Consider the following 22,944-nt stretch of genomic DNA (forward strand, 5'->3'; position numbering starts at 1 on the left):
GAAAAACTCCTTTAGCTACTCGAAACGGTTATTTAGATACGTAACGATCTAGTCTTATTTCAATGCGGCCTTGGATAATGGATAAGATTGTGCACATAATCCAGTACAAGAGCGCTGCTTCACTATAAAGAAGTAAAAATTCATAGTTAGTCGAAGCAATTTCTTGAGCTTTACGGAACATCTCAGAAACAAGAATAAGCGATGCAAGTGACGTATCTTTAATAAGGCTAATAAAAGAGTTAGATAATGGCGGAATCGATACACGTGCTGCTTGCGGTAAAATAATTCGTCTTAAGGCTTGGGAATAGGTCATACCAAGTGAGTAGCCAGCTTCCCACTGTCCTTTAGGAATAGATTGAATCGCTGCTCGGATAATTTCAGATGCATACGCACCTACACTTAATGAAAATCCAATAATAGCAGAGATAAATGGATCAATTGTTATATCTAAATTGGGTAAGCCGTAGAAAATAATAAATAATTGCACAAGCAGCGGTGTACCTCGAATAATCGATACATAGATGCGCGCAATTATATTTAAAACTTTTATAGATGATAAACGAGCCAAGGCTGTTAAGACAGCTAAAATAATACCGAGTACAAACGTGATTAATGTTAGTGGAATAGAATATTGAATAGCTCCCTTTAGCATTGGTAAGAGAGATGATTGAGCGATTGAAATCAATTGATTCAATCGCTCTCCATCAGGAAAAATATTATTTAGGAGAAACATCTTCGCCAAACCATTTCTTGGAAATTTTTGCGTATGTTCCGTCTTTTTTCATATCTTTCAATGCTTTGTTTACTTCATCCACTAACTTACCGCTGTCTTTTCTAAACATAAAGCCGCTTGCAGCACCATCGGATTTTTCATCCGCGATTTTGATAGGTGCGTTAGGGTGCTTTTTCTTATAGTCAAGGAACGATAATTTATCGTTGATTGTAGCATCAACACGGTTTGCGCTCATTAGTTCTACTGCTTGAGCAAAACCTTCAGCACTCGTAATGTTTGCACCATAAGATTGAGCCATGTCTTTATAGTTACTTGTTAATGACTGCGCTGATTTTTTTCCTTTTAAATCTTTAAATGATTTGATATCTTTTTCGTCTTTACGAACAATTAATACGGCGCCTGACTGGATGTATGGGTCAGAGAAATCGTATTTCTTTTGACGATCTTCACGAATACCCACTTCATTAGCAATCATGTCAAAGCGTTTAGCATCTAATCCTGCAAACATGCCATCCCACTGTGTTTCTTTGAACTCAGCTTTTACGCCAAGACGTTTAGCTACTTCTTGAGCCAATTCTACATCAAACCCAGTTAGCTTTTGTTTGTCATCATGAAAAGTGAACGGAGGGTATGTACCTTCAGTTCCAACTGTTAATACACCATCTTTTTTCACTTTATTATATAAATCCTCTTGTGAAGATTTATTGTCTCCATTGTTTGCTTCATTTTTTGAGCTAGAACCGCATGCGGCAAGCACAACTGTGAAAGCTAATAGTAGCGACAAAAGTGCAGCAAATTTCTTCATTTTCTAAACCCCCTAGTATTCTGATAGGAAATGATACTCTGTGATACTAAACAAGAACACAGCAAAAGTCAACAAAAAAAACTTATACGATTAATGTGACTTAAAATAAGGGAAATATACCTTCTATACACGGTTTGTCATAAGGATACAGAAAGATTTTAAAATTTGGATTAAGTGGATTTTTAAGGGAAATTAGAGGAGTAAAAAGGAAGTTTCATGCGACGATTTTCTCTTTCATTTTTTCATGACTTTTGGTGCAATAAACATATAGTTAAATGTTAAGGTAGAAATAAATTCCTTATGGTACACTTAAAGAAGAATTTATGAAACGGAGCGATATGATGAAAGCCATAAACTTAATCTCAATTGCCTTTGGTGCTATCGCTGGTACATATGCACGTTATTTGCTGAACCTTTCCTTATTATATACGGGCTATCCAATAGGAACGGTAATTGAAAACCTATTAGGAAGCTTCATACTAGGCCTATTAACAGGATTTTTTGCGTGGAAAAAGCCAAAAGAATGGATAAAGCTTGGACTAGGAGTTGGCGTGTGCGGCGGTTTTACAACGTATTCAACGTTTGCAGGAGACGTCATTTCTCTCACTCAGCACCATTTACTTGGGGGAGCCATTTATGTCATTGTCTCTTTAGTAGGTGGAATCCTTCTTGCTTTAGCAGGCTTTCTATGCGGTGAAGCGGCAGGGGAAAATTTAGTGAAAGTACATGAGGTGAAGTAAATGAGCATAGTGAGCTTGGCACTTGGCGGGGCAGCTGGAGGAATATGCCGATATCTTTTGGGTTTAAAAGTTACAAAAACAATTTCAAACCCTCCTTTTCCAGTATCAATGCTGTTTGTAAACTTGCTCGGTGCGTCTGGGCTTGGTCTTTTTTACGGTAGTTATTATGAAAAGGTCCCGAGTCATGCTTATGATGATTCAATATTTTTAATGATTGGCATTGGTTTTTTTGGTGCCTTTACCACTTTTTCAACGTTTAGTGTGGAAACCGTACAGTTAATTCGAGAAAAATCTTATCGAAAAATGTTGGCGTACGTGGGGATTTCAGCATTTGGAACAGTTGGTTTATTTACAGTCGGCTTACTGGCAGGAACGTTTTTATTTAAGTAAAGAGAACGTTTCTAGTAGGGAAAAACAAAAAGACGGAGAAGTAGAGAATGGATAGAAAAGCAGAAGTTTGGAAATACATTTTGTTGATTGTAGCTGTTGCAGGTCAGATCATCGGTTTTTTATTTTTATTTATAAATGTTGTGGCGGCATTTATTTTTTACGGTTTTTATATTCTAACTTTTATTATGTTACTCCTGCTGTTTATATGGGATCGGAAAAAGGAAAAAGACAAAGAAGAATTTGACGACTATACCGATTACTAACCATATAAAAAGCAGAATGATGCGGTGCGCCGGGCCTCTTAGTAAAGAAGCTTAAAAGATACATCTATAAAAGGAAGAGAGCCGTAAGAGCATAAAGAGATATTGTATTTACATCTAGTTGTGTTATAATTTTAAGTGCGAAAACAAAATCAATAAATAGCAATCACTAGGGGAGCTTTTTGAAGCTGAGACGAATGTATTTCGGACCCTTTGAACCTGATCTGGTTTGGACCAGCGTAGGGAAGTGGCGATCATGTTTACATAACGATGCATGCTAACCACTCTACGTTGTAGAGTGGTTTTTTGTATGTAATAAAGCCCTCTACACAAGACGAAGTGATTGAAATTTCTCTTTATTCTGAATGGAAAGGTTTCGATCATGTGGATATTCCTAAATTTCATGTCATTACAACAGATAAGCAGCCAATCGAAGAGCTTCAAAAAATTTTAACGGCTATCGCGCCTTTTGCGGGCGCTGTTCATATTAGAGAAAAAGAGAAAACGGCAAAGCAGATTCAATGTTTACTAGAAAGCCTGCCATTTTGTCGCTCTAAAATTATTGTGAATGACAGAGTTGATGTAGCGCATGCTTTAAAAGCAAAAGGCGTACAGCTTGCCTATCATAGTTTAGACGTTTCGTTTGTTATAGACGCATTTCCTTCTCTTATTGTCGGAAAGTCAGTTCACTCTGTGGAAGAGGCTTTAGAAGCTGAAAAAGATGGGGCTCACTACATTCTATACGGACATATTTATTCAACACATTCAAAAAAAGGATTAAAAAGTCGAGGGATAGCAGCACTAAAAGAAGTAGTAGACGCTGTGCAGATACCGGTTATTGCCATTGGAGGGATTACACCTGTAAATGCCAAAGAGGTGCTTCAAACAGGAGCACACGGTATAGCTGTGATGTCTGGTGTCATGCTTTCGCAAGATCCCCTCAAAGCGATTAAACAATATTCTCATATATGGACATCTGGAGGTGGAAAAAATGAAGCAGCATTATGATGTACTGTTAATCGGAGGAGGTATAATCAGCTCTTCTATCGCTTATCATCTGTCAAAACAAGGAGCTTCAGTAGCTATTCTTGAGCGCAATCAAATTGGTTGTGAAGCTTCAAGTGCAGCCGCTGGTATTTTAGGTGCTCAAGCTGAGATTGATGAAGAAGGCCCTCTTTTAGACCTTGCTATTAAGAGTAGAAGCATGTTTCCTGAACTGGTGAAGGAACTAAAAGAAAAAACGGCTATCGACATAGAGCTCATTCAAAAAGGCTTATTAAAAGTCGCTGTAACAGAAGAAGATGCACACGTATTAAAGAAAAAAGCCGCTCAGCACCACCGGTGGGATGAACATGTAAGATGGATCGATGTAAAAGAAGCGCGTTTGTTAGAACCGGGGCTCTCTCCAGACATATACGGAGCCATTACAATACCGGGAGACGGCCAGCTAGCTCCGGCTAAGTTAACGCAAGCTCTTGCTCATGGAGCCTTGTATCACGGAGCAGATGTATTCGAATACTGTGACGTTCATTCTCTTATTATGGAAAATGAAACAGTAAAAGGTGTACAGACGTCCAAAGGCTCTTTTTATGGAGAAAAAGTAGTTATTGCAGCAGGCTCATGGGCTAAACGATTTATTTCTTCTGAACATTTAGGTCAGGTGTTTCCTGTAAAAGGGGAGTGTATTGCTCTTCAAAGCCATAAGCCGCTGCTTTCTAAAACGATTTTTTTAGATGAAGGTTTTTACTTAGTGCCTAAGACTGGTGGAAGAATCGTAATAGGGGCAACTAAGCTACAGCATGATTTTACCAAGACGGTTTCTGCACAGGGTATTCAATTTTTGCTGAATAAAGCTTCTGCGCTTCTGCCAGCTATTAAAGAAGCCACATTTGAAAAAGCATGGGCAGGTCTTCGTCCACAAACAAATGATGGCTGGCCTTATTTAGGAGAGCATCCTGAAATAGCGAATCTACACATGGCATTTGGCCACTACCGAAACGGTATTTTATTAAGTGCTGCAACTGGAAAAATTATGGCTGATGCTTTGTTAGGGAAAAAGCCGAATCATTCATTTTTCACATCATTTCAGCTAACGAGAGTAATGGAGGGAGTTCATTGAATCTAATCATTAATGGTAAGACCGTTACTGTTGGAGATGAAATTGAAACGGTCGAGCACTTGTTGCAGGCTCAGAACCTGCATGAACGAGTGGTAATTGTTGAGCTAAACAAGAACATTTTACAAAAAGAAGAACATAGTGATGCAAGTTTAAAAGATGGAGATACATTAGAAGTCGTTTCATTTGTAGGAGGAGGATGAAGAGTATGTTAAAAATTGGACAGTATACATTTAATTCACGTTTATTATTAGGAACAGGGAAATTTCCGGACTTTACGACTCAGCGTCAAGCGGTAGAAGAGTCGGAAACAGAAATTTTAACATTTGCTGTTAGACGAATGGATATTTTTGATCAAAATCAGCCTAATTTACTAGAAGCGCTTGATGTGAAGCGTTTCACTCTTTTGCCTAACACTGCGGGAGCAAAAAATGCAGAAGAGGCCGTACGTATTGCTAAATTAGCAAAGGCTTCTGGACTTTGTGACATGGTGAAAGTAGAAGTAATTGGATGTGATAAAACGCTGCTTCCTGATCCAGTTGAAACATTAAAAGCTAGTGAAGAACTGTTAAAAGAGGGCTTTACCGTTTTACCTTACACATCAGATGATGTTTTACTTGCGCGTCGTTTAGAGGAGTTAGGGGTACATGCCATTATGCCAGGAGCTTCGCCTATCGGTTCAGGTCAAGGTATTATTAATCCGTTGAACATGCGTTTTATCATTGAACAATCAACTGTTCCAGTAATTGTAGATGCAGGTATTGGAACGGCTTCAGACGCAGCTCAAGCTATGGAGCTAGGAGCAGATGGTGTGTTATTAAATACAGCTGTTTCAGGAGCAAAAGATCCTGTGAAGATGGCTCGTGCTATGAAGCTAGCGATTGAAGCAGGAAGAGCAGCATTTGAAGCAGGACGTATTGAAAAGAAACAATATGCAACGGCAAGCAGTCCAACAGAAGGGATGAGTATCGGTTGATTAATCGTTATTCCCGCCAAGAACTGTTTCAACCTATTGGAAAAGGCGGACAGCAGCAAATTCAAGAAAAGCATGTTCTGATTGTAGGAGCAGGTGCTCTTGGAACAGGGAACGCCGAGGCCCTTGCACGAGCGGGGGTAAAGAAAATAACGCTCATTGACCGGGACTATGTAGAGTGGAGCAACCTTCAGCGGCAGCAATTGTATAGTGAAAAAGATGCTGATAAAAGAATCCCAAAAGCAATTGCCGCTAAAAAACGGCTTCATGATATTAATCATGATGTAAAAGTAGAAGCGCACGTAGCAGACGGTACCCCTCAAGTTTTAGAACAGCTTGTTGAGGGGGTAGATGTTATGATTGATGCAACCGATAATTTTGACACACGCCTTGTAATGAATGACTTATCACAAAAATATGATATTCCTTGGATTTACGGAGCATGTGTAGGAAGTTATGGAATTAGTTATACTATCATACCAAGTGAAACACCGTGTTTATCCTGTTTGCTTGAATCTGTACCGCTTGGAGGGTTAACATGTGATACAGTGGGAATTATTAGTCCTGCTGTACAAATGGTAGTCGCTCATCAAGTAACAGAAGTGTTAAAAATATTAGTCGGAGACTGGAATGCGCTCAGGAGGGAACTTGTTTCGTTTGACGTATGGAAAAATGAGTATACGAGCATCAATGTGAACGTGTTTCGCAAATCTGCTTGCCGCTCATGCGGCAGTGAACAAACGTATCCCTTTTTACAATATGAAAATCAAACGAAAACAGCTGTGCTATGCGGAAGAAACACCGTACAAATCCGTCCGGGCAAATCAGCCAAGCAGCCGCTGCAGTCTTTAGGTGAACGATTAAAAGAAAAAGGATATAAAATTGAACAAAATCCGTATTTGCTTTCTTTTTATGTAGATGATTACCGTTTAGTGATGTTTCAAGATGGGCGCGTCTTTGTCCATGGAACAAATGATATAGTAGAAGCAAAGTCACTTTATCATCGGTATATTGGGTAAGAAAGAGATGGAGGTTTCAAGCATGACAGTACCAAAAGCATTAACCATTGCTGGATCAGACAGCGGTGGAGGAGCAGGCATTCAAGCAGATTTAAAAACATTTCAAGAGCGTGACGTTTTTGGCATGTCTGTTATTACAGCTGTGACTGCACAAAATACAGTTGGCGTTCAAGGAGTTTATCCTTTAGAAGTAGAAGCAGTTGAAACGCAGTTAGATTCAATTGCCACTGACTTATTTCCTAATGCAGTGAAGACAGGTATGTTGTTCAGTGCTGATATTATTTACGCAGTAGCTCGTAAAATCAAACAGTACGGACTGCAAAATGTTGTAGTTGATCCCGTTATGATTGCAAAAGGCGGTCAGTCTCTTCTTCAAAGAGAAGCTGTACAGGCTCTAAAAGAATTGTTGCCTCTTTGTGAAGTCATTACGCCGAACATACCGGAGGCGGAAGTCATCACGGGTAAAGAGATTCACACGATTGAAGACAGAAAAGAAGCGGCAAAACAGATGCATGAGCTAGGTGTAAAGCACGTGGTAATTAAAGGCGGACATGATCAATCTCATCAAGATATGATTGATATAGTGTATGATGGTCATACGTACGTTGAAATCACGCATGAAAAGATGAATACAAAGCATACACACGGAACGGGATGCACGTTTGCTGCTTGCGTCACGGCTGAACTAGCGAAAGGCAAAAGCGTGGTTGAAGCAGTTCAAACCGCTTCGGATTTTGTTCACTATGCGATTAAGCATACGCTTGAAATTGGTTCCGGACACGGTCCTACTAATCACTGGGCGTATAGAAAATACTTTCGTTCAAACATATAAAAAAACGTGCCTACAATCTAGGCACGTTTTTTATGAAGAAGGAATATGCGTAGGAATCTCTCCATCGATGCCTAAATAATAATGTCTAATGGGCTTTAAATTATCATCAAGCTCATAGACAAGCGGCACGCTTGTGGGAATATTCAAGTTCGCAATGCCATCAGGCGAAATGTTATCCAAATACTGCATCAGAGCTCTAATCGTATTACCGTGAGCGGAAATAATGACTCTTTTGCCAGCTTTAATAGAAGGAGCAATGATTTCGTCCCAGTATTCAAGAACCCGCTTTTCCGTGTCAGCTAAGTTTTCAGTTGCAGGAAATTGCCCTCTACTTAAGTCCTTATACTTCGGATTGGAAGCTTCATAGCGAATATCTGTTGTTTTTAAAGCAGGAGGGCGTTCGTTCATCGACCTTCTCCACAAATGTACTTGCTCTTCTCCAAATTTTTTTGCGGTTTCTTCTTTGTTCAAGCCTTGAAGAGCTCCGTAGTGACGTTCATTCAGCCTCCAAGATTTATATACAGGAATCCACATGAAGTCCATTTGATGTAAGACAACCCATAGAGTGCGAATGGATCGTTTTAAAACAGAAGTATAGGCAATATCAAACACATACTCGTTTTTTTTTAATACTTTTCGGGCTTCTCGCGCTTCTTGCAATCCATTTTTAGAAAGATCTACATCCGTCCAGCCTGTAAATTTATTTTCCAGATTCCACACGCTTTGTCCGTGCCGAATCAACACAAGTTTTATCATCGTGTTCTCCTTTCAACAATGACTAAGGACTCTATTCTTTTTTATTATGAGAAGGAAAGAGTTTTTTATCCTAAAGCCGGGGACAGGAGTTTTTATCATTTAGAAAAAGTGATGCCGAAAAGTAAAGCTTTAACTTTTTTACGCATATGATAAAAATAAAAAAGGGAAGGGAAGATAGTGGATGAGTGACCAAGAACGTCAGATTCAAGCGCTGCACGGCCAGATTGAAGATTTAAAAGAAGAAATGTATCAGATGAAGCTTGATATTAGCACATTAGAGAAAGAAAAAGGAAAGCCTGTTTTGACACCGGCTCTCGTTGGTCAAATAGGAGGTTTTGTTCTAGGTGGATTAGCTATAATCGGTATTTTCTGGATGTAGAACTTCTCGTTTTGAAAACGAAAAGTTCTCCTGATTTTTCAATAAGCAATTCCAACGCGGCATTTGGAAAATTTTTGAGCCCATATCTCATGGTAGGTAAAGTGAGCGGTATCTCCCGTTGAAATTTTAACGGCATCAGCTGGTAAAATATCTTTTTCCACTCGATACGTGCCTGTTATTTCACCCTCAGGCAAGTATGTTGGGCATATAACGGTCCAGTTTAGATCACTTTCCTTCAAGTGTAAGTATCCTTTTAAATGATCTTCTGCTGCTCTGGTCGTTTTACGCTTTGATTCATTTGATTGAAAACGATACTTTTCTGGTTCTGTTCGTGATTGTAAGATGCCTGCAGTTCCAATAGTAAGAATACGATGAACGCCGTAATACTTCATGCTGTTTATAATAAGCGGCATACTTTTTGAAATCGTCTCTGCACCATCTGTATTTAACGCGCTGACTACGATATCTTGGTGCTTGAGGGCAAAGTTGATATTTTCTTGATGAAGTACATCGCCTTGTAAGATATGTAGGTTTGGATGACTAACCTGTAGCTTATTGCGGTCTCTAACAAGTACAGTAACGTCGTTTTCATCTTTTAGCATCATTTTTAATAAAGACTGTCCAACTCGCCCTGTAGAGCCTAATAGTAAAATTTTCATTGGCTACACCCCTCTATAAAAGATAGTATCTATTCTTTAGGATATACAATCTGTATACTTATTCATAATAAAAAGCATGCGTAGCATAAAGTAATACAAAGTTGATGAATGAAATATTCAACAACAAAAAAATTTGATATGATAAAAAGACAGAAAAATCAAAAAATAGGAGAGTGAATGGCTTTTGGGAGACTTGCCTCTGAATCAAATGATGATATTAGTCGTCTTGCTTATGTTATCAGCTTTCTTTTCATCTGCTGAGGCAGCCTTTTCAAGCGTAAATAAAATTCGTTTAAAACATTACGCTGAGAAAAAATATCGGGGAAGTAAAAAAGCGCTGCATATTGCTGAACACTTTGAGCAGACGCTATCGACAATTTTAGTAGGAAATGTTGTCGTAAACATTGCTGCGTCCTCTTTGGCAGCTAAAATTGCCCTCGATATGTTTAAAGGAAACCTAGCACTTGTGATTAGTATCATCGTTATGACCATCATCATTTTGATTTTTGGTGAAGTCTTGCCAAAATCGTTAGCTAAAGAGCATGCCGAATCTTTTGCGCTGATGATTTCTTCCTTGTTATTTATTATTATTAAATTGTTAACCCCGATTTCCTTCTTATTTTTACAGGTGAAAAAAGGAACTTCTCACTTGTTAGCCTCTGCTCCTACACCAACGATTACAGAAGATGAAATTAAAGTGATGGTAGATTTAAGCGAAGAAGAAGGAACGATTAATAATATTGAAAAAGAGCTAGTTCATCGTTCACTCAATTTTAATGACATTGTGGTGGGGCAAATTTTAAAACCTAGAATAGATGTCACAGCAGTTGACGTAAATGCCGATATTGATTCGGTTTGTCAAATGTTTCTTGAAGAGAGATATTCGAGAGTCCCTGTATACGAAGATCATATTGATAATATTATTGGCATTTTATCAGAAAGAGAATTTTTAACCTGTTTAGTCCAAAGAAAAGAGATTTCTATTCGTGATTTGTTGAGACAACCTATTTTTGTAGTAGAATCCATGAAAATATCTGTTCTATTGCCAGAGCTCCAAAAAAGTAAGGTTCACATGGCAATTGTAGTTGATGAGTTTGGGGGAACGGCCGGCCTTGTGACCTTAGAGGATATATTAGAAGAAATTGTAGGAGAGATTTGGGATGAACATGATGAAGCTGTTAAGTATGTACACCAGCTAGGGGAAAAGGAGTACGAATTTAACGCCGACATCCCTATTGATGAATTTTTAACCTATATAGCGGTTAGTTCTCCTGACAGTACGTGCCATACCTTAGGGGGATGGATATATGAGCAGTTTGATCATATTCCTGCTAAAGGAGACTTTTTCTCATATGAAGAGATATTGTTTACCATTAAGGAAGTAGAAAATCGACGTATTCGCAAAGTTTCGGTAAAATCATTTGCGAATAAGAATGAGGAAGCTGATTAAAAGAAATTAGAAAGCGCTCCAAGAGATCTTGGAGCGCTAAAGCCATAATATGAAATTAGTTAATATTAGTACTTGCCGCCTAAGTTTTGCTCAGCTAATTGTACTAAACGTTTTGTGATTTCGCCACCAACAGATCCGTTCGCACGAGCTGTTGCATCTGGTCCTAAGTTTACACCAAACTCACTAGCGATTTCGAACTTCATTTGATCGATAGCAGCTTGAGCACCAGGCGCTACTAACTTGTTTGATGAATTTCTGTTTGATGCGTTTTGATAATTTGCCATGTGTATTCATCTCCTCGTTAGATAAAATAGATTGTAATGGTTGAGTTAGCTGGAGTTGAACCAGCCGAGCAGATGCATCGATTAGATCTGCTTGCCTACCGCGGCCTAACTCAATGTTTACGAGCTGTTGTGCTCGGTTGTTACTAGTATTATGGCGAAAGGGAAAAAAACATATACATAGAAATTTATTGGCAATTTATAGAAAATATTGTGTGGAGTTTGATAAAGAGTAAGAGAGTTTTATTCCGTGCATATTATAGGTACATATTGATGAGGTAAAGCGAGGTGTGCAGATGTCGATTTGTTCCTTATGCAATGGGTTTAGTGATGTACAAATGACGTGCAAAACATGTGGAGGAGTGCTGGGGGATATGGGAAAAGTCAGCGATTATTTTGATGATTACAGTGCTTACATGGAAATCGATCAATTAAAAGTAGAAAATGGTTATCCTAGTGATTTAGCAAATCACCAATGTATTCATCTCTTTTACTGCTCTACTTGTCACAGTGAAGAATTGAAGCAAATACAGGAATAAAAAAAGACCCCTAGGGGTCTTTTTTATTCGTGTTCAGCACGGATGCGCTGTTCAGATTCTGCATCAAAGAAGTGCGCTTTGTTCATATCTAATGCTAAGTCTAGAGATTGAAGCGGTTTAATATCTGTTCTTGAATCTACGCGTGCTACAAAATCTTGTCCGCCAAGTTTAGAATAAAGCATGGTTTCAGCTCCCATTAACTCGGATACATCGACTTTGATTGTAACTTTTGTGCCAGGTGAAGATTCAATAAATACAGGCTCATCATGGAAATCTTCAGGACGGATGCCTAAAATAATTTGTTTGTTTAAATATCCTTGCTCGCGAAGTATTTTCATTTTACCTTCCGGAACTGCAAGAAGAGAATCGCCTACTTGAACCTTTCCGTCTTTTAACGTTCCGGTTAAAAAGTTCATAGCAGGAGAACCAATAAACCCGCCTACAAATACATTTTCAGGTTTTTCATATACTTCTTTTGGTGTACCAACCTGCTGGATAATCCCATCTTTCATAACAACCAGGCGAGAAGCCATTGTCATTGCTTCGGTTTGGTCATGTGTTACGTAAATTGTCGTTGTACCCAAACGCTGGTGAAGCTTCGCAATTTCAGAACGCATTTGCACACGTAATTTCGCATCTAAGTTTGATAAAGGTTCGTCCATTAAGAAGACCTTAGCATCACGAACGATTGCACGACCTAGAGCTACACGCTGACGCTGTCCGCCAGATAATGCTTTTGGCTTGCGCTCTAAGTATTGCTCAAGTCCTAAAATACGAGCGGCATCTTTTACGCGGCGGTCGATTTCATCTTTTGGTAATTTACGAAGTTTTAAGCCAAAAGCCATGTTGTCATATACGCTCATATGCGGATACAATGCGTAGTTTTGGAATACCATTGCAATGTCGCGATCTTTTGGAGCAACGTCATTTACACGCTTGCTGTCAATATAAAAATCACCTTTGGAAATTTCCTCTAGCCCTGCAACCATACGAAGCGTTGTCGATTTCCCGCAGCCTGAAGGACCAACAAATACAATAAATTCTTTATCTTGAATGTGAAGGTTAAAATCTTTTACCGCCGTCACATCTTTATCATACATTTTATAAATATGTTCTAAACGTAATTCAGCCATTTCCATTTCCCCCTTGTATGTACTCTGTGAAACCGTTTTCTTAACTCTAGTGTAATTTTTTTTAACGAAACGGTAAATGGCAAACATGCACAAAAAAAGAAAGAGTTTTCGTGCATTATTTACGAAAACCCTTTCACTTTATTTTCCATCTTGCGAATTTTTTAAAGCAAGAATGGCTAAGTAAGCAGACACAGCTCCTGTGAAGTGTTTGATATCAAGGTGTGTGCGATCAATAAATTTCTCAATTCTATACTGCAAGCTGTTGCGATGCATGTACAATTTCTTAGCAGCAAGAGATACGTTTAAATTACATTCTAAATAAACTTTAATCGTTTCTAACAGATCTCCATCATCTTTTACTAAGTCAAGTAAATGTATCATATGATTTTGGATTGCCTCTGAAGACTCTTGCAGAACCAAATGGGGTAAAACGTCGGTAAAATGGATAACATGTTTTTGTTCGACTGTATGCTTAATTTGATAAAACCATTTCTTTTCACGCTCAAAAATTAATCGCGGTGAAGACGGAAAAAAGTGAATTTGGCCTTCAAAGAACTGAATCGAAGTTTCAAAATCATGACATAGCACCTCGATAGAATCTAATAAATTTTCAGTTAAGTCATTAGGATCATCAAAGGTTTCGATAACGATACCTGATTGTTTATCAATCCACAACACAGTAATGGAGGTAGAATACAAGGCGTGAAGTGCATTTTCAAACTCTATTTTTTGTTCAAACAAACGTTTAATTAAAAACTGGGTGAAGCGAAAAGAATGGTGCGTATGATGAGAGTGAATGACTTTTTTAGGCGCTTCAAATAACAGGTTTGACCAATACAATTGCTCTGGCGTCAGTAAAGAAACTTTCTCATCATAAGGGGTTAAAAAAGCAGAAAGTAACGCCTGCTCTTTTTGAGATAAAGCCGAGTGTTCAATTCCAATGAAGCCTTCATCACATGAAAACCATTTGTAACGTTCAAATTGAGAAGGGATTTTAGCCTTAATCATTTTATCCCCAAATAGTGTGTGCAGCTGTTTCATCTGTGCTCGTTCCCTTCGGTGAAAGCTTACTATTCATAAACATGAAAAAGCATAAGCTCATGAATATAATCAATTAATTGTGTTTCATCTATTTGATTAGAAAGCGCAGTTTTCCATACGATTTGTCCATCTTTTAAATAATCAGCCTCATAATAAACCCGATTCATATAAAACGAGATGTGCCAGCCCGGCATTCGATTATTTTGATACAGTGGTTTAACCTGAAAATGTGAAACCATAAAGAAAATCTCCTTTCTCAATTAGTTATTATAAGCTTAACATGAGAAAAGGAGATGAAAAAACATTTAATCTAAAAATTTTGTTAATTTGTAAAATATGTTGCATATGTGTTTAGCACCTTGCGTTTGAATATCTGTTTCATCAAAAATCATCGGTTTTGCATTCACTTCAAACAAATAATACTGCCCTTGGGCTGACTTTGCCATATCAAGAGAAAATTCTTCAACTAGAGGGAAGGACTTTTGAAGGACTTGCCCGCACGTATTTACAAAGGACGAAAGAAAGGAAGTATCTATTTCATTTTCAAGATCTTGAAAAGGTAAAATACTGCCGCCGTTTAAAGTATGTGTTGTAATGGATTGATAGGGACTATGTCGAATACCGACGCCGCTAATAACATATCCGCTATCTTTGTGATGCGCTAAAATACGTAAGTCATAGCGCCTGTCTTTGAATGGTTGCGTCTCAATCGCTTCTTGAATGAGATAAGCAGACCTGGGAAGGTCAATTGCTTGTAAAGAAGAAAATTCTTCTTTGCGCTTATGATCTTGGTAAATAATCGTATGCTTATGGGAAGATAATCGGAAAATTCCAGCACCTTTACTGCTGTTAATAGGCTTAAAATAAAGGGAAGAGTGTTTTTGCAGAAGCTTAGCAATATCAATTTCTGGTGTTAAACGATAGGTTTTAGGAAGGTGAGAAAATAGTAGTGGATCCTTTGAAAATAATTGATATACTTTCCATTTTGAAAAAAAAGCGGAATTAAAAAGTGGGATGTGCTTGCTTTTAATTTTCTGATGTAAAGATGTCAGCTTCTTGGTTTCAGATTTTCTTCCTGGATAACGATTATATATAACGTTTGGCAGCGGCAAAGTTGTTTTGATCCACTGCTTTTTTGCACCGTCAAAGCAATATCCTTCAAAGAAGTGATGAGACATTGTTTCTTCAGCGAATAAAGCAAGAAGCCCGCCTTTTTCTTGCAGGGTATGATGTAAGAGTTCTAATAAAGGGCGCTGTTTTACATTCAGTTTTTCCAAAACAGCTTTGTTCGTTAAAACTCCCACAATAGGACCGACTCTTTCTCCTTTTAAACGAAGAAAAGCTTGAGTAGAAGAAATGTTTTGAGTAAAGGGAAGTTCAATTTCTTGAACTCCCCATGTGTAAGATGCTAAAGGGTTATGATGAAACCACTGCTGCTTTTCTTTGTGATAGTAAATTGTAATCATATGCTGATGCCTTCAGGTGTATTTAGATAGTATCCAGATAAGTAAATCGCATATTCTAGAGAAAGTTTTCTAGTTTGTTGATCTGCTTTTCGTAAGGCAGGGTGTGAAAAAATAGAGCGACCAGGCTTAGAGTTAGCTTCAAACAGCCATACGTTTCCTTGATAATCCACTCCAAAATCGAATCCAAGCTCTCCAATTAATCCGTTCAGCTCCTGTTCAAGCACATGACTAATTGAGATAGCAGCATCTTTTAGCTTATTTTCAATTTCTTTTTTGTAAGAAGGGTTGGTGAATATTTTGGCTGTAGCTTCAATTTCTCCGCCGTAATCAAGATGCGTAGTGATGCTGTTGGGACCGGCTACTTTAGCAGCTAGAGCAGTAAGCATCCATTGGTTATTTCCGTCTTTATTCGTATGCACGCGAAAGTCTACACAGCGCTTTTCTTTTTTGATTAATGAAATACCTTGCTGAGCAATGTAGGAAGGATTAGTAAGTAAATATTCAAATTCTGATAATAGATCCTCTAAGGTTTCTTTTTCTTGAACATGAAGACCTTTTTCTCCTTTGTAAGTCAGCGTGTACATGGAATCCTTAAAAGATAGGGTATAAATGCCGCGGCCTAAGCTTCCGTTTTTCGGTTTTAAATAAACGGTTTGATGAAGAAGCAGGAGTTTTTTTATTTGCTCACACGAAGGACTTTCAACCGTGTAAGGTAACAAATAGGCTGTCTGCTCGTTCAGTTTTAAAAGCTCATGAATTTCCCACTTGTTGAAAAAATCAGGATTAAAAAATGGAATGCCGTAATCAGTCATCATCTTTTCTTTAATGAACTTAAAAGGAGCTAACACCTCTGTTTTTCGATTTGGCAAACGATTATATACAACGTTAGGAAGCGGGATTTCATGCTGTGTCCAGCCGCTTTCTTCATAAAAATAGCCGTTTATGGTCCCGGTTTCCCAGTTGATATGATGAGTTCCAAAAATAAAAGGCAGGCCCCCTGTTATACTTGCAGTAGAAAGAAGTTTAGCTAAGTGAAGGGAACGCTTTCCAATTGGCCGCAGCAGAGAACCAGTAAAGCCAGCGGATAACACACCGATTAAAGGTCCTAAGTGAATGGTCTCATTCACAATAATAGGGTGCATCATATGGGCGAAAGGAATTTGAAGTTTTGTCATTAGCTCAGCTGAAATCTGAATTTCTTTACGTTCTGAAGATTGTATAAGGCATGGAGCTGTCATTGTTCCAAAAGCTGCTTGTTTCAAGGAGTCTTTGTAAAGAGATGCAGGAACAGAAAGATCGCAGCCTAGCTGCTCTACTACAACAAGGCGAGTAAGAGTTTTTTTCATAGCATTACTCCTTACGATACGATAGTGTGTTAGCTAAATAGACGCAGTAAGACAGGACATTTTTATACATGACTTCTTTTTGTTCAGGTGCTGTCTCCATTACTATTTTTCTTCCCGGTTTCGAATTTAAATCTAGAATCCAGATGCTGAAGTCTCTCGAGATACATAAATCAATACCTAATTCAAAAAGAGAAGGAAAGTGATTTTCCAGCACGGACGGAATCGTTTTACAAATGGTGTTGATTTCATCCATTACATATTGACGATGAACGCGAGGGATGCGAGGCAGCAAGTTCTCAAAAGATACAATAGATGCTCCTGAACTTACATTTGTTACGATGGAGTCCCGTTCACCTTGTCTAATTCCTCTTCCAATTTCTTTCCAAGCACCATCGTTTCCTTTTTGTAATAGCAGTCTTATATCAAAAGGAGTGCGTTCATAAGGGAAAAATGAAATATGGGGCTGAGCAATATACAGTACATCACGGGTCGTTTTCGTAAACCAGTTCTTAAACTCCTGAAAAGAGGAAAATAGAATGGTATTTACAATGTCATTTTGTTGATAAGAAGCTTCAATTTCACGTCCGCGCTGTCTTAATTTCACAATCCCTTTACCTTGTGAGCCGTTGGCAGGTTTAATCATTAGGCTATCGTTTGTTCGAAGCAGCTGAACAAGTTGCTCTACACTTTCGATTGAAGTGGTAGGAGGAATATATGAAGATAAATAGCTATCTTTTTTAATTACTTCATAGACATCTAGCTTATTGGGCAATCCATGGCCTAAAAATGTAACATCTTCCCGCTGTTTAAGCCAGTTTACAATAGGGCGAGCCTTTTTAGACAGCGAGTCTTTTCGATAAAAGCAGCGATCGTAAATAAACGAAGGAAGTAAGAAGGAATCTTCTATCCATTTCTTTTGTTGTAAATCGTAGCGGAAGCCTTCAATATTTTCGGTGTTAGGATGAATGTTAAAAGGAGTAAAACGGTATATTTCAATCGAAAACTCAGAAGCATGTTTAGCAATTTCGGTCACGTACTCCACTTCTTGCTGTGGGTGAATCGTTAAAAAGCCTAATGAAATCATCATAAATCCTCCTTGGGAACTTGAAAATTCGTTGCATGCAGACAATAATCAAGCAGTGCTTTTGTTGATGGACGGACAGAGAAAGCGCTTGAATCTGATTGTTTGGAAGGTTTGACATTTACTTCAATAATCCAAGGCTTTCCTTCTTGATCAATCGCTAAATCAATACCGAATTCTGCATAAAGTTCAGACGGATGAGAAAGCTGCGTGCAAATTTCAATCGCAATCTCTTTTAAAAGTGAAAGGATATGGCGCGTAGTTTTTGAATCATAGAGCTGAGTTAACACTTGCTGAGGAGGATGAATATCTCCTCCACGGGCAAGATTTGAGACGAAATTGCCGGGTTTTGATACACGTGTGACAATGGACGTGATTTTCCACGTCAAGTCGTCTTTTTTATGACAGAGAATGCGGAAATCAAAAGGGCACTGTTTGTACGTCTGCAGTGAAATTCCTTCTTGGATGAGGAATCCTTGCCTTTTTAATTGACTATATAGCGTTTCAAATAAGTCATAGAGAGATTCATATTCTTTTTCATACGTCTGCGTAAACGTTGTATAGTCTAAAATATACTTCTCTTTTTTTGAAATTTTAAAAATGTTTTTTCCTTGGCTACCATGAACAGGCTTCAAAAAAACATCGTCATGAAGTTCTAAAGCGTCAAGAAGATCTTGACGTGAACGAAGCTGATACGTTTTGGGCAAATAGGGAAGCAAGTGTACGACCTCTTTAAGCTGCTGAAAAACCGTCCATTTATTTAAGTAACGTGCGTTAAAGAAAGGAACGTCATGATCTTTCAAAAATGTTTTAAAGGTCTGAAAATCAGAGGTTTGTTCCGTTTTCCTGGCATGAATCCGGTTGTGTACGATTCCCGGAAAGGGAACGTCTGAATAAACCCATCGATCAGCGCGATAAACATATCCTTTAGGGCATAATGACTTCACGTCGCTTAATTTGCTCACATAGCAAAAACACCCTAACTCCTTGCAAGCTTGAACAAATTCCTTACAAAATACAGAAATGGAACCAAAGAGTTCTTCATCTTCTCGAACTTCTGTTACGATGCTAATTACGGGTCCCAACCTAAACGTGTTCTCTTCATAAATGCCTCTCAGCTGATGCGTTTCATACGGAAAGCGAAAGTCTGTAAATAGAGCTTCTGACATCATGAAACAGCATTCTCGATGCTGAAACACGGTGGCTTCGACTTCTTTCGTGATAGAGCCTACTGTTAACGTAAACTCGTGCTTGCACTTCACACGGGAGAATAAAGCAGAACTAATGTAAATGTCGTTGCTCATATGGTTCTCTAGTGGTTTTAGAGAAATGGTAAAAGTATTCATAAACGAATCCTCTTTTTCTTTCCTTTAGTAGACGAATGCTGATATATACTATGAGGAATTAGCCCAATCTGTGAAGAGAATTTATCGTTTTCTGAGAAAATAAAGGTCTTAAGCTGAATTTTATATAATAATTTGTTATAGTTAGGGAAGTCAAGAAATTATAGAACTTAATTAGGAGGAACTTAACGTGTCTGTAAACTTACATGATGTAGCAAATGATTTAGAAAAAGCAATTCGTCAAAGCGACGATTACACAAACTTAAAAAACTTATATGCAGCAGTAAACGCTGATCAAGGTTCAAAACAATTATTTGAGCGTTTCCGTGCAATGCAAATGGAGCTGCAACAAAAGCAAATGATGGGCCAAGAAATCACTGAAGAAGAAGTTCAGCAAGCGCAGCAAACAGTTGCAATCGTTCAACAAGATCAAAATATTGCGAAGCTAATGGAAGCTGAGCAACGTATGAGCATGGTAATTGGTGAATTAAACAAAATTATTATGAAGCCACTTGAAGAACTTTACGGTGCGGCTGAATAAGAGATAGAGGAAAAGAGAAATCTTTTCCTCTTTTTTTGTGCAGAAATTTCTTCTAATTGTGCAGTTCTGCTCATAAGCTTAGTAACAAGGCTACACATGCCGACTCTCATGAAAAGGTCATTTATAACCGTATCCGAACGGATTAGACATCTATGAAAGAAGGGGTTCTCATATGGCTTATCGATTGCTAGCGTTGAATATTGATGGAACCATTTTAAATAGCCAAGGGCGCGTTACAAAAGAAACGAAAGACGCAATTCAATTCGTGAAAAATAAAGGGGTTTACGTTACGTTAGTAACAAACAGGCATTTTCCGTCTGCTAAAAAAATTGCTCGGTCACTTAAAGTTCATCCAGCAATGCTCATTACTCATAGCGGTGCCTTTATCGGAACATCGATAGACAAACCAATACTAGATAAGAGAATTAGCGAGGAGAAAACATTTAATCTCATTCAGCTTTTTGAAAATTTTAATTGTCATGTTCGCATTTTACATGAAAGGTTTTCAATTGGAAATCGTGTAAAGCTCCCTAATAATATTGTAGCTAAAAGCGTGTTAAAAACGGGAGAACCGCTCTTTTATCCCGTGCAGTTCGTAGATTCATTAGGAGATACGCTTCGTGATGAACCTGTTTCTACGCCAAAAATAGAAGTGTATTTTGCAGATCGTAGAGAAAAAGAATACGCCGAGCAAACAATTGCTAGTGCAGTTCCGGATATTGAATGGTTTTCGTATCCAAATGAAAATAGATGTTATATTACGCCAAAAGGAGCCACAAAAGCTGCCGGCGTTCGTTATGTAGCAAATCGTCTAGGGATACCAATGGAAGACGTAGTAGCAATTGGGAATTGCTATGATGATGTAGAAACGATTGAACATGCGGGAATGGGGGTGGCCATGGGCAATTCACCAACAGAATTAAAAATGCTTGCGGATTGGGTTACTCGTTCTAATAATGAAAATGGTGTAGCCTATATGGTAAAAGAATTATTTAGAAAGCAGCAGCGCCTTGGTTATCTTCATCAAATTGACAGCTTTCGTTTAAAATAAATAAAGGAAAAAAGAGGCTAGAACACAAGTAGTTTAGCCGAAGGAAGACCCGAACGATGAATCGAGATTCTTGATAGAGAATCCAATTCGTTCGGATTTTTTTATTGGTAGAGTGAACGTAGGTTTCATATATGTAGGTGCTTCTAGCTGTTGACTGGAGGGCAAGGCGAAGACTTCTGAGGGAAAGGTGCAAGCGACGAGGAGGCTCATCGGCCGACCGCGGAAAGCAAAGCCTTGCACGGAAATCAACAGAGGTGTAACGAGTGATTCATATGAGCTCCTTTATCCCATTTGTTCGTCTTTAGATTGAATTAATGTAGTTATGGCTTAGTCTCTTTTTCCGTTTGTTTCCTGTCCGTGCATTCCCTTGAGCTGAGCACCTTGACCGGACATACGTAGGTTTTGTAAACTGATTACTTAGAGAGAATTGATTTGAAAGGTGATTATATTGAACATTTATATAAAAGGTATAGAAGATGAGCGTTTTTTACGTCCGCTTCACCGAATTTCAGATTTGTTTTTTGAAGAAAGCAACGTCTCCTTTGAGGATGATAACGAAGCTCAGCTGAAGGTCGAAGTAGAGCTAAAAGTTCATGAAGAAATTTATGCGAAAGCAGTGCTGCATGACGCTGAAACGGACAAGGTGTTTACAGAAGAGCTTTCTAAATCGTTTACGCCGTATGAAACAGAAAAAGAAAAATTTAAGCAAATAAAAAATGTGGTGCTTCGCGTCTACTTATCTGTGCTACAGGAGTATACAAACATTGTTCAAAAATGGGGTATTTTAACCGGTATTCGTCCGACGAAGCTGCTTCATATGAAACTGCAGTCAGGCAAAAGTAAAGAACAAGCGCATCGTGAGCTAAAGGAAGAATATTTAATCACCGATGACAAAATTAATTTAATGCAGCATATTGTGGATCGTCAACTAGCAGCTATTCCAGATTTACATGAGTTAAAGAACGAGGTAAGCATTTATATAGGCATTCCGTTTTGTCCGACAAAGTGTGCATACTGTACATTCCCAGCCTATGCAATTAACGGACGTCAAGGATCCGTTACGTCATTTTTAGGCGGCTTGCATTATGAGATGCGTGAAGTAGGAAAATGGCTAAAAGACAATAACGTCAAGATTACAACCGTCTATTATGGCGGAGGTACACCAACGAGCATTACTGCTGAAGAAATGGATATGCTGTATGAAGAGATGTATGAATCGTTCCCAGATGTACAAAATATCCGTGAAATTACGGTAGAAGCAGGAAGACCCGATACGATTACGGAAGAAAAGCTAGCTGTTTTGAACAAATGGAATATTGACCGGATTAGTGTAAATCCGCAGTCTTATATTCAAGAAACCTTGAGAGCTATTGGACGTCATCATACAGTTGAAGAAACTATTGATAAATTTCATCTTTCTCGAAAAATGGGGATGAATAACATTAACATGGATTTAATTATTGGGCTTCCAAATGAAGGTGTAGAAGAATTTCAGCATACGCTAGACGAATCTAAAAAATTGCTTCCGGAATCTTTAACTGTTCATACGCTATCGTTTAAACGCGCGTCTGAAATGACTCAAAATAAACGGAAATATAAAGTGGCAGATCGTTATGAAATTGGTAAAATGATGGATTTAGCGACTGAGTGGACTCAAGAACAAGGGTATGAACCTTATTATTTATATCGCCAAAAAAATATTTTAGGTAATTTAGAGAACGTTGGATATTCATTCCCTGGTCAAGAGAGCTTGTACAACATTATGATTATGGAAGAAAAGCAGACGATTATTGGCCTTGGATGCGGGGCATCCAGTAAGTTTGTGCATCCAGAGACAGGCATTATTACAAGGTTTGCGAATCCAAAAGACCCAAAATCGTACAACGATGGATTCGAGCACTACACACAAGAGAAACTCAAGATTTTAGATGAATTATTTATGAAATAAAAAGGTCACTTTTTAGTGATCTTTTTTTATTTTCGGCAGGGAAATGTCGGAATCTGTTGAAT

Annotated in this window: 27 protein-coding genes and 1 riboswitch; of the genes, 15 read left to right on the top strand and 12 right to left on the bottom strand. The window is 38.3% G+C overall.

Translation table 11 applies throughout. The annotated features are described in order from the left end of the window. Positions 1-28: 28 nt before the first annotated feature. Positions 29-733 (bottom strand): amino acid ABC transporter permease, encoded by a 705-nt coding sequence (locus tag ACN6NE_RS13755; RefSeq protein ID WP_013055275.1) that lies wholly within the window; start codon positions 731-733, stop codon positions 29-31. Beyond that, the gene (locus tag ACN6NE_RS13760) at positions 717-1,538 is read right to left on the bottom strand and encodes an amino acid ABC transporter substrate-binding protein (protein ID WP_129706073.1); all 822 of its coding nucleotides are present in this window, start codon (positions 1,536-1,538) and stop codon (positions 717-719) included. The genes ACN6NE_RS13755 and ACN6NE_RS13760 overlap by 17 nt, the downstream gene beginning before the upstream one ends. Before the next feature lie 323 nt (positions 1,539-1,861). Between ACN6NE_RS13760 and ACN6NE_RS13765 the strand changes: the two genes are divergently transcribed. The 9 genes from ACN6NE_RS13765 (at position 1,862) to thiD (ending at position 7,868) form a co-directional block, all read left to right on the top strand. Continuing rightward, positions 1,862-2,278, top strand: a complete 417-nt coding sequence (locus ACN6NE_RS13765; RefSeq protein WP_474325638.1) for a fluoride efflux transporter FluC — start codon at positions 1,862-1,864, stop codon at positions 2,276-2,278. Further along, positions 2,279-2,668, top strand: a complete 390-nt coding sequence (crcB, locus tag ACN6NE_RS13770) for a fluoride efflux transporter CrcB (protein ID WP_474325641.1) — start codon at positions 2,279-2,281, stop codon at positions 2,666-2,668. Positions 2,669-2,715: 47 nt separating this feature from the next. Beyond that, on the top strand, positions 2,716-2,931 hold the full coding sequence (locus ACN6NE_RS13775) for a hypothetical protein (RefSeq protein ID WP_013055279.1): 216 nt from the start codon (positions 2,716-2,718) through the stop codon (positions 2,929-2,931). Between the two features lie 158 nt (positions 2,932-3,089). Beyond that, a riboswitch (TPP riboswitch) is annotated at positions 3,090-3,191 on the top strand. 121 nt (positions 3,192-3,312) lie between these two features. Next, the gene (locus ACN6NE_RS13780) at positions 3,313-3,936 is read left to right on the top strand and encodes a thiamine phosphate synthase (protein WP_474325695.1); all 624 of its coding nucleotides are present in this window, start codon (positions 3,313-3,315) and stop codon (positions 3,934-3,936) included. Then, entirely contained in the window at positions 3,920-5,047 is a 1,128-nt protein-coding gene (thiO, locus tag ACN6NE_RS13785) for a glycine oxidase ThiO (protein WP_474325644.1), read from the top strand. The genes ACN6NE_RS13780 and thiO overlap by 17 nt, the downstream gene beginning before the upstream one ends. Beyond that, positions 5,044-5,247 carry a sulfur carrier protein ThiS gene (gene thiS, locus ACN6NE_RS13790; protein ID WP_014461698.1) on the top strand — a complete coding sequence of 68 codons (204 nt, stop codon included), beginning with the start codon at positions 5,044-5,046 and terminating at the stop codon, positions 5,245-5,247. Before thiO ends, thiS begins: the two co-directional genes overlap by 4 nt. Positions 5,248-5,252: 5 nt before the next feature. After that, positions 5,253-6,020: a thiazole synthase gene (locus ACN6NE_RS13795; protein WP_013055283.1), complete on the top strand. Its 768-nt coding sequence runs from the start codon at positions 5,253-5,255 to the stop codon at positions 6,018-6,020. Further along, on the top strand, positions 6,017-7,036 hold the full coding sequence (locus ACN6NE_RS13800) for a thiazole biosynthesis adenylyltransferase ThiF (RefSeq protein ID WP_013055284.1): 1,020 nt from the start codon (positions 6,017-6,019) through the stop codon (positions 7,034-7,036). The genes ACN6NE_RS13795 and ACN6NE_RS13800 overlap by 4 nt, the downstream gene beginning before the upstream one ends. Positions 7,037-7,058: 22 nt before the next feature. Then, positions 7,059-7,868, top strand: a complete 810-nt coding sequence (thiD, locus tag ACN6NE_RS13805) for a bifunctional hydroxymethylpyrimidine kinase/phosphomethylpyrimidine kinase (protein WP_474325646.1) — start codon at positions 7,059-7,061, stop codon at positions 7,866-7,868. A gap of 30 nt (positions 7,869-7,898) precedes the next feature. On the opposite strand, the gene gpmA is transcribed toward thiD, so the two are convergent. Next, entirely contained in the window at positions 7,899-8,624 is a 726-nt protein-coding gene (gene gpmA / locus ACN6NE_RS13810; protein WP_474325648.1) for a 2,3-diphosphoglycerate-dependent phosphoglycerate mutase, read from the bottom strand. Between the two features lie 181 nt (positions 8,625-8,805). On the opposite strand from gpmA, the gene ACN6NE_RS13815 reads away from it, so the two are divergent. After that, a complete protein-coding gene (locus ACN6NE_RS13815; RefSeq protein ID WP_016762958.1) occupies positions 8,806-9,003 on the top strand; it encodes a hypothetical protein in 198 nt (65 codons plus the stop codon). 38 nt (positions 9,004-9,041) lie between these two features. Here ACN6NE_RS13815 and ACN6NE_RS13820 read toward each other — a convergent pair whose 3' ends face one another. Beyond that, positions 9,042-9,662, bottom strand: coding sequence for an NAD(P)-dependent oxidoreductase (locus ACN6NE_RS13820; RefSeq protein WP_013081655.1), 621 nt, complete (start codon positions 9,660-9,662; stop codon positions 9,042-9,044). Positions 9,663-9,846: 184 nt separating this feature from the next. On the opposite strand from ACN6NE_RS13820, the gene ACN6NE_RS13825 reads away from it, so the two are divergent. Further along, positions 9,847-11,112: a hemolysin family protein gene (locus ACN6NE_RS13825; RefSeq protein WP_474325651.1), complete on the top strand. Its 1,266-nt coding sequence runs from the start codon at positions 9,847-9,849 to the stop codon at positions 11,110-11,112. Positions 11,113-11,177: 65 nt separating this feature from the next. Here the strand turns inward: ACN6NE_RS13825 and ACN6NE_RS13830 are convergent, their stop codons facing one another. Then, positions 11,178-11,396 carry an alpha/beta-type small acid-soluble spore protein gene (locus ACN6NE_RS13830; protein ID WP_013055290.1) on the bottom strand — a complete coding sequence of 73 codons (219 nt, stop codon included), beginning with the start codon at positions 11,394-11,396 and terminating at the stop codon, positions 11,178-11,180. Between the two features lie 371 nt (positions 11,397-11,767). On the opposite strand from ACN6NE_RS13830, the gene ACN6NE_RS13835 reads away from it, so the two are divergent. Further along, positions 11,768-11,932, top strand: a complete 165-nt coding sequence (locus ACN6NE_RS13835) for a hypothetical protein (protein WP_013055291.1) — start codon at positions 11,768-11,770, stop codon at positions 11,930-11,932. A gap of 23 nt (positions 11,933-11,955) precedes the next feature. On the opposite strand, the gene ACN6NE_RS13840 is transcribed toward ACN6NE_RS13835, so the two are convergent. The 7 genes from ACN6NE_RS13840 to ACN6NE_RS13870 all read right to left on the bottom strand — a co-directional run bounded on the left by ACN6NE_RS13840 (position 11,956) and on the right by ACN6NE_RS13870 (position 19,345). Then, positions 11,956-13,065 carry an ABC transporter ATP-binding protein gene (locus ACN6NE_RS13840; RefSeq protein WP_013055292.1) on the bottom strand — a complete coding sequence of 370 codons (1,110 nt, stop codon included), beginning with the start codon at positions 13,063-13,065 and terminating at the stop codon, positions 11,956-11,958. Positions 13,066-13,203: 138 nt separating this feature from the next. Further along, positions 13,204-14,106 (bottom strand): PucR family transcriptional regulator, encoded by a 903-nt coding sequence (locus ACN6NE_RS13845; RefSeq protein WP_474325654.1) that lies wholly within the window; start codon positions 14,104-14,106, stop codon positions 13,204-13,206. A gap of 29 nt (positions 14,107-14,135) precedes the next feature. Beyond that, positions 14,136-14,345 carry a YheE family protein gene (locus ACN6NE_RS13850; RefSeq protein ID WP_013055294.1) on the bottom strand — a complete coding sequence of 70 codons (210 nt, stop codon included), beginning with the start codon at positions 14,343-14,345 and terminating at the stop codon, positions 14,136-14,138. Positions 14,346-14,411: 66 nt separating this feature from the next. Beyond that, entirely contained in the window at positions 14,412-15,572 is a 1,161-nt protein-coding gene (locus ACN6NE_RS13855; RefSeq protein ID WP_474325656.1) for a YheC/YheD family endospore coat-associated protein, read from the bottom strand. Beyond that, positions 15,569-16,918 carry a YheC/YheD family endospore coat-associated protein gene (locus ACN6NE_RS13860; RefSeq protein WP_474325657.1) on the bottom strand — a complete coding sequence of 450 codons (1,350 nt, stop codon included), beginning with the start codon at positions 16,916-16,918 and terminating at the stop codon, positions 15,569-15,571. Before ACN6NE_RS13860 ends, ACN6NE_RS13855 begins: the two co-directional genes overlap by 4 nt. A gap of 4 nt (positions 16,919-16,922) precedes the next feature. Continuing rightward, a complete protein-coding gene (locus ACN6NE_RS13865; protein ID WP_474325659.1) occupies positions 16,923-18,005 on the bottom strand; it encodes a YheC/YheD family endospore coat-associated protein in 1,083 nt (360 codons plus the stop codon). Continuing rightward, entirely contained in the window at positions 18,002-19,345 is a 1,344-nt protein-coding gene (locus tag ACN6NE_RS13870; protein WP_474325660.1) for a YheC/YheD family endospore coat-associated protein, read from the bottom strand. The genes ACN6NE_RS13865 and ACN6NE_RS13870 overlap by 4 nt, the downstream gene beginning before the upstream one ends. Positions 19,346-19,532: 187 nt before the next feature. Between ACN6NE_RS13870 and ACN6NE_RS13875 the strand changes: the two genes are divergently transcribed. The 3 genes from ACN6NE_RS13875 (at position 19,533) to ACN6NE_RS13885 (ending at position 22,882) form a co-directional block, all read left to right on the top strand. Then, positions 19,533-19,883, top strand: a complete 351-nt coding sequence (locus tag ACN6NE_RS13875; RefSeq protein ID WP_474325662.1) for a YlbF/YmcA family competence regulator — start codon at positions 19,533-19,535, stop codon at positions 19,881-19,883. Between the two features lie 172 nt (positions 19,884-20,055). Beyond that, positions 20,056-20,934 carry a Cof-type HAD-IIB family hydrolase gene (locus ACN6NE_RS13880; RefSeq protein ID WP_028412564.1) on the top strand — a complete coding sequence of 293 codons (879 nt, stop codon included), beginning with the start codon at positions 20,056-20,058 and terminating at the stop codon, positions 20,932-20,934. Positions 20,935-21,382: 448 nt separating this feature from the next. Further along, the gene (locus ACN6NE_RS13885) at positions 21,383-22,882 is read left to right on the top strand and encodes a coproporphyrinogen III oxidase (protein WP_474325663.1); all 1,500 of its coding nucleotides are present in this window, start codon (positions 21,383-21,385) and stop codon (positions 22,880-22,882) included. The last annotated feature ends 62 nt before the right edge of the window (positions 22,883-22,944 follow it).

Source organism: Priestia sp. 53B2, assembly GCF_056099005.1.

Coding starts and splice junctions, on each gene's coding strand:
- ACN6NE_RS13755 (WP_013055275.1), bottom strand. CDS start 733: ATGTTTCTCCTAAATAATATTTTTCCTGATGGAGAGCGATTGAATCAA.
- ACN6NE_RS13760 (WP_129706073.1), bottom strand. CDS start 1,538: ATGAAGAAATTTGCTGCACTTTTGTCGCTACTATTAGCTTTCACAGTT.
- ACN6NE_RS13765 (WP_474325638.1), top strand. CDS start 1,862: ATGAAACGGAGCGATATGATGAAAGCCATAAACTTAATCTCAATTGCC.
- crcB (WP_474325641.1), top strand. CDS start 2,279: ATGAGCATAGTGAGCTTGGCACTTGGCGGGGCAGCTGGAGGAATATGC.
- ACN6NE_RS13775 (WP_013055279.1), top strand. CDS start 2,716: ATGGATAGAAAAGCAGAAGTTTGGAAATACATTTTGTTGATTGTAGCT.
- thiO (WP_474325644.1), top strand. CDS start 3,920: ATGAAGCAGCATTATGATGTACTGTTAATCGGAGGAGGTATAATCAGC.
- ACN6NE_RS13795 (WP_013055283.1), top strand. CDS start 5,253: ATGTTAAAAATTGGACAGTATACATTTAATTCACGTTTATTATTAGGA.
- thiD (WP_474325646.1), top strand. CDS start 7,059: ATGACAGTACCAAAAGCATTAACCATTGCTGGATCAGACAGCGGTGGA.
- gpmA (WP_474325648.1), bottom strand. CDS start 8,624: ATGATAAAACTTGTGTTGATTCGGCACGGACAAAGCGTGTGGAATCTG.
- ACN6NE_RS13815 (WP_016762958.1), top strand. CDS start 8,806: ATGAGTGACCAAGAACGTCAGATTCAAGCGCTGCACGGCCAGATTGAA.
- ACN6NE_RS13820 (WP_013081655.1), bottom strand. CDS start 9,662: ATGAAAATTTTACTATTAGGCTCTACAGGGCGAGTTGGACAGTCTTTA.
- ACN6NE_RS13830 (WP_013055290.1), bottom strand. CDS start 11,396: ATGGCAAATTATCAAAACGCATCAAACAGAAATTCATCAAACAAGTTA.
- ACN6NE_RS13835 (WP_013055291.1), top strand. CDS start 11,768: ATGGGAAAAGTCAGCGATTATTTTGATGATTACAGTGCTTACATGGAA.
- ACN6NE_RS13840 (WP_013055292.1), bottom strand. CDS start 13,065: ATGGCTGAATTACGTTTAGAACATATTTATAAAATGTATGATAAAGAT.
- ACN6NE_RS13845 (WP_474325654.1), bottom strand. CDS start 14,106: ATGAAACAGCTGCACACACTATTTGGGGATAAAATGATTAAGGCTAAA.
- ACN6NE_RS13850 (WP_013055294.1), bottom strand. CDS start 14,345: ATGGTTTCACATTTTCAGGTTAAACCACTGTATCAAAATAATCGAATG.
- ACN6NE_RS13855 (WP_474325656.1), bottom strand. CDS start 15,572: ATGATTACAATTTACTATCACAAAGAAAAGCAGCAGTGGTTTCATCAT.
- ACN6NE_RS13860 (WP_474325657.1), bottom strand. CDS start 16,918: ATGAAAAAAACTCTTACTCGCCTTGTTGTAGTAGAGCAGCTAGGCTGC.
- ACN6NE_RS13865 (WP_474325659.1), bottom strand. CDS start 18,005: ATGATGATTTCATTAGGCTTTTTAACGATTCACCCACAGCAAGAAGTG.
- ACN6NE_RS13870 (WP_474325660.1), bottom strand. CDS start 19,345: ATGAATACTTTTACCATTTCTCTAAAACCACTAGAGAACCATATGAGC.
- ACN6NE_RS13880 (WP_028412564.1), top strand. CDS start 20,056: ATGGCTTATCGATTGCTAGCGTTGAATATTGATGGAACCATTTTAAAT.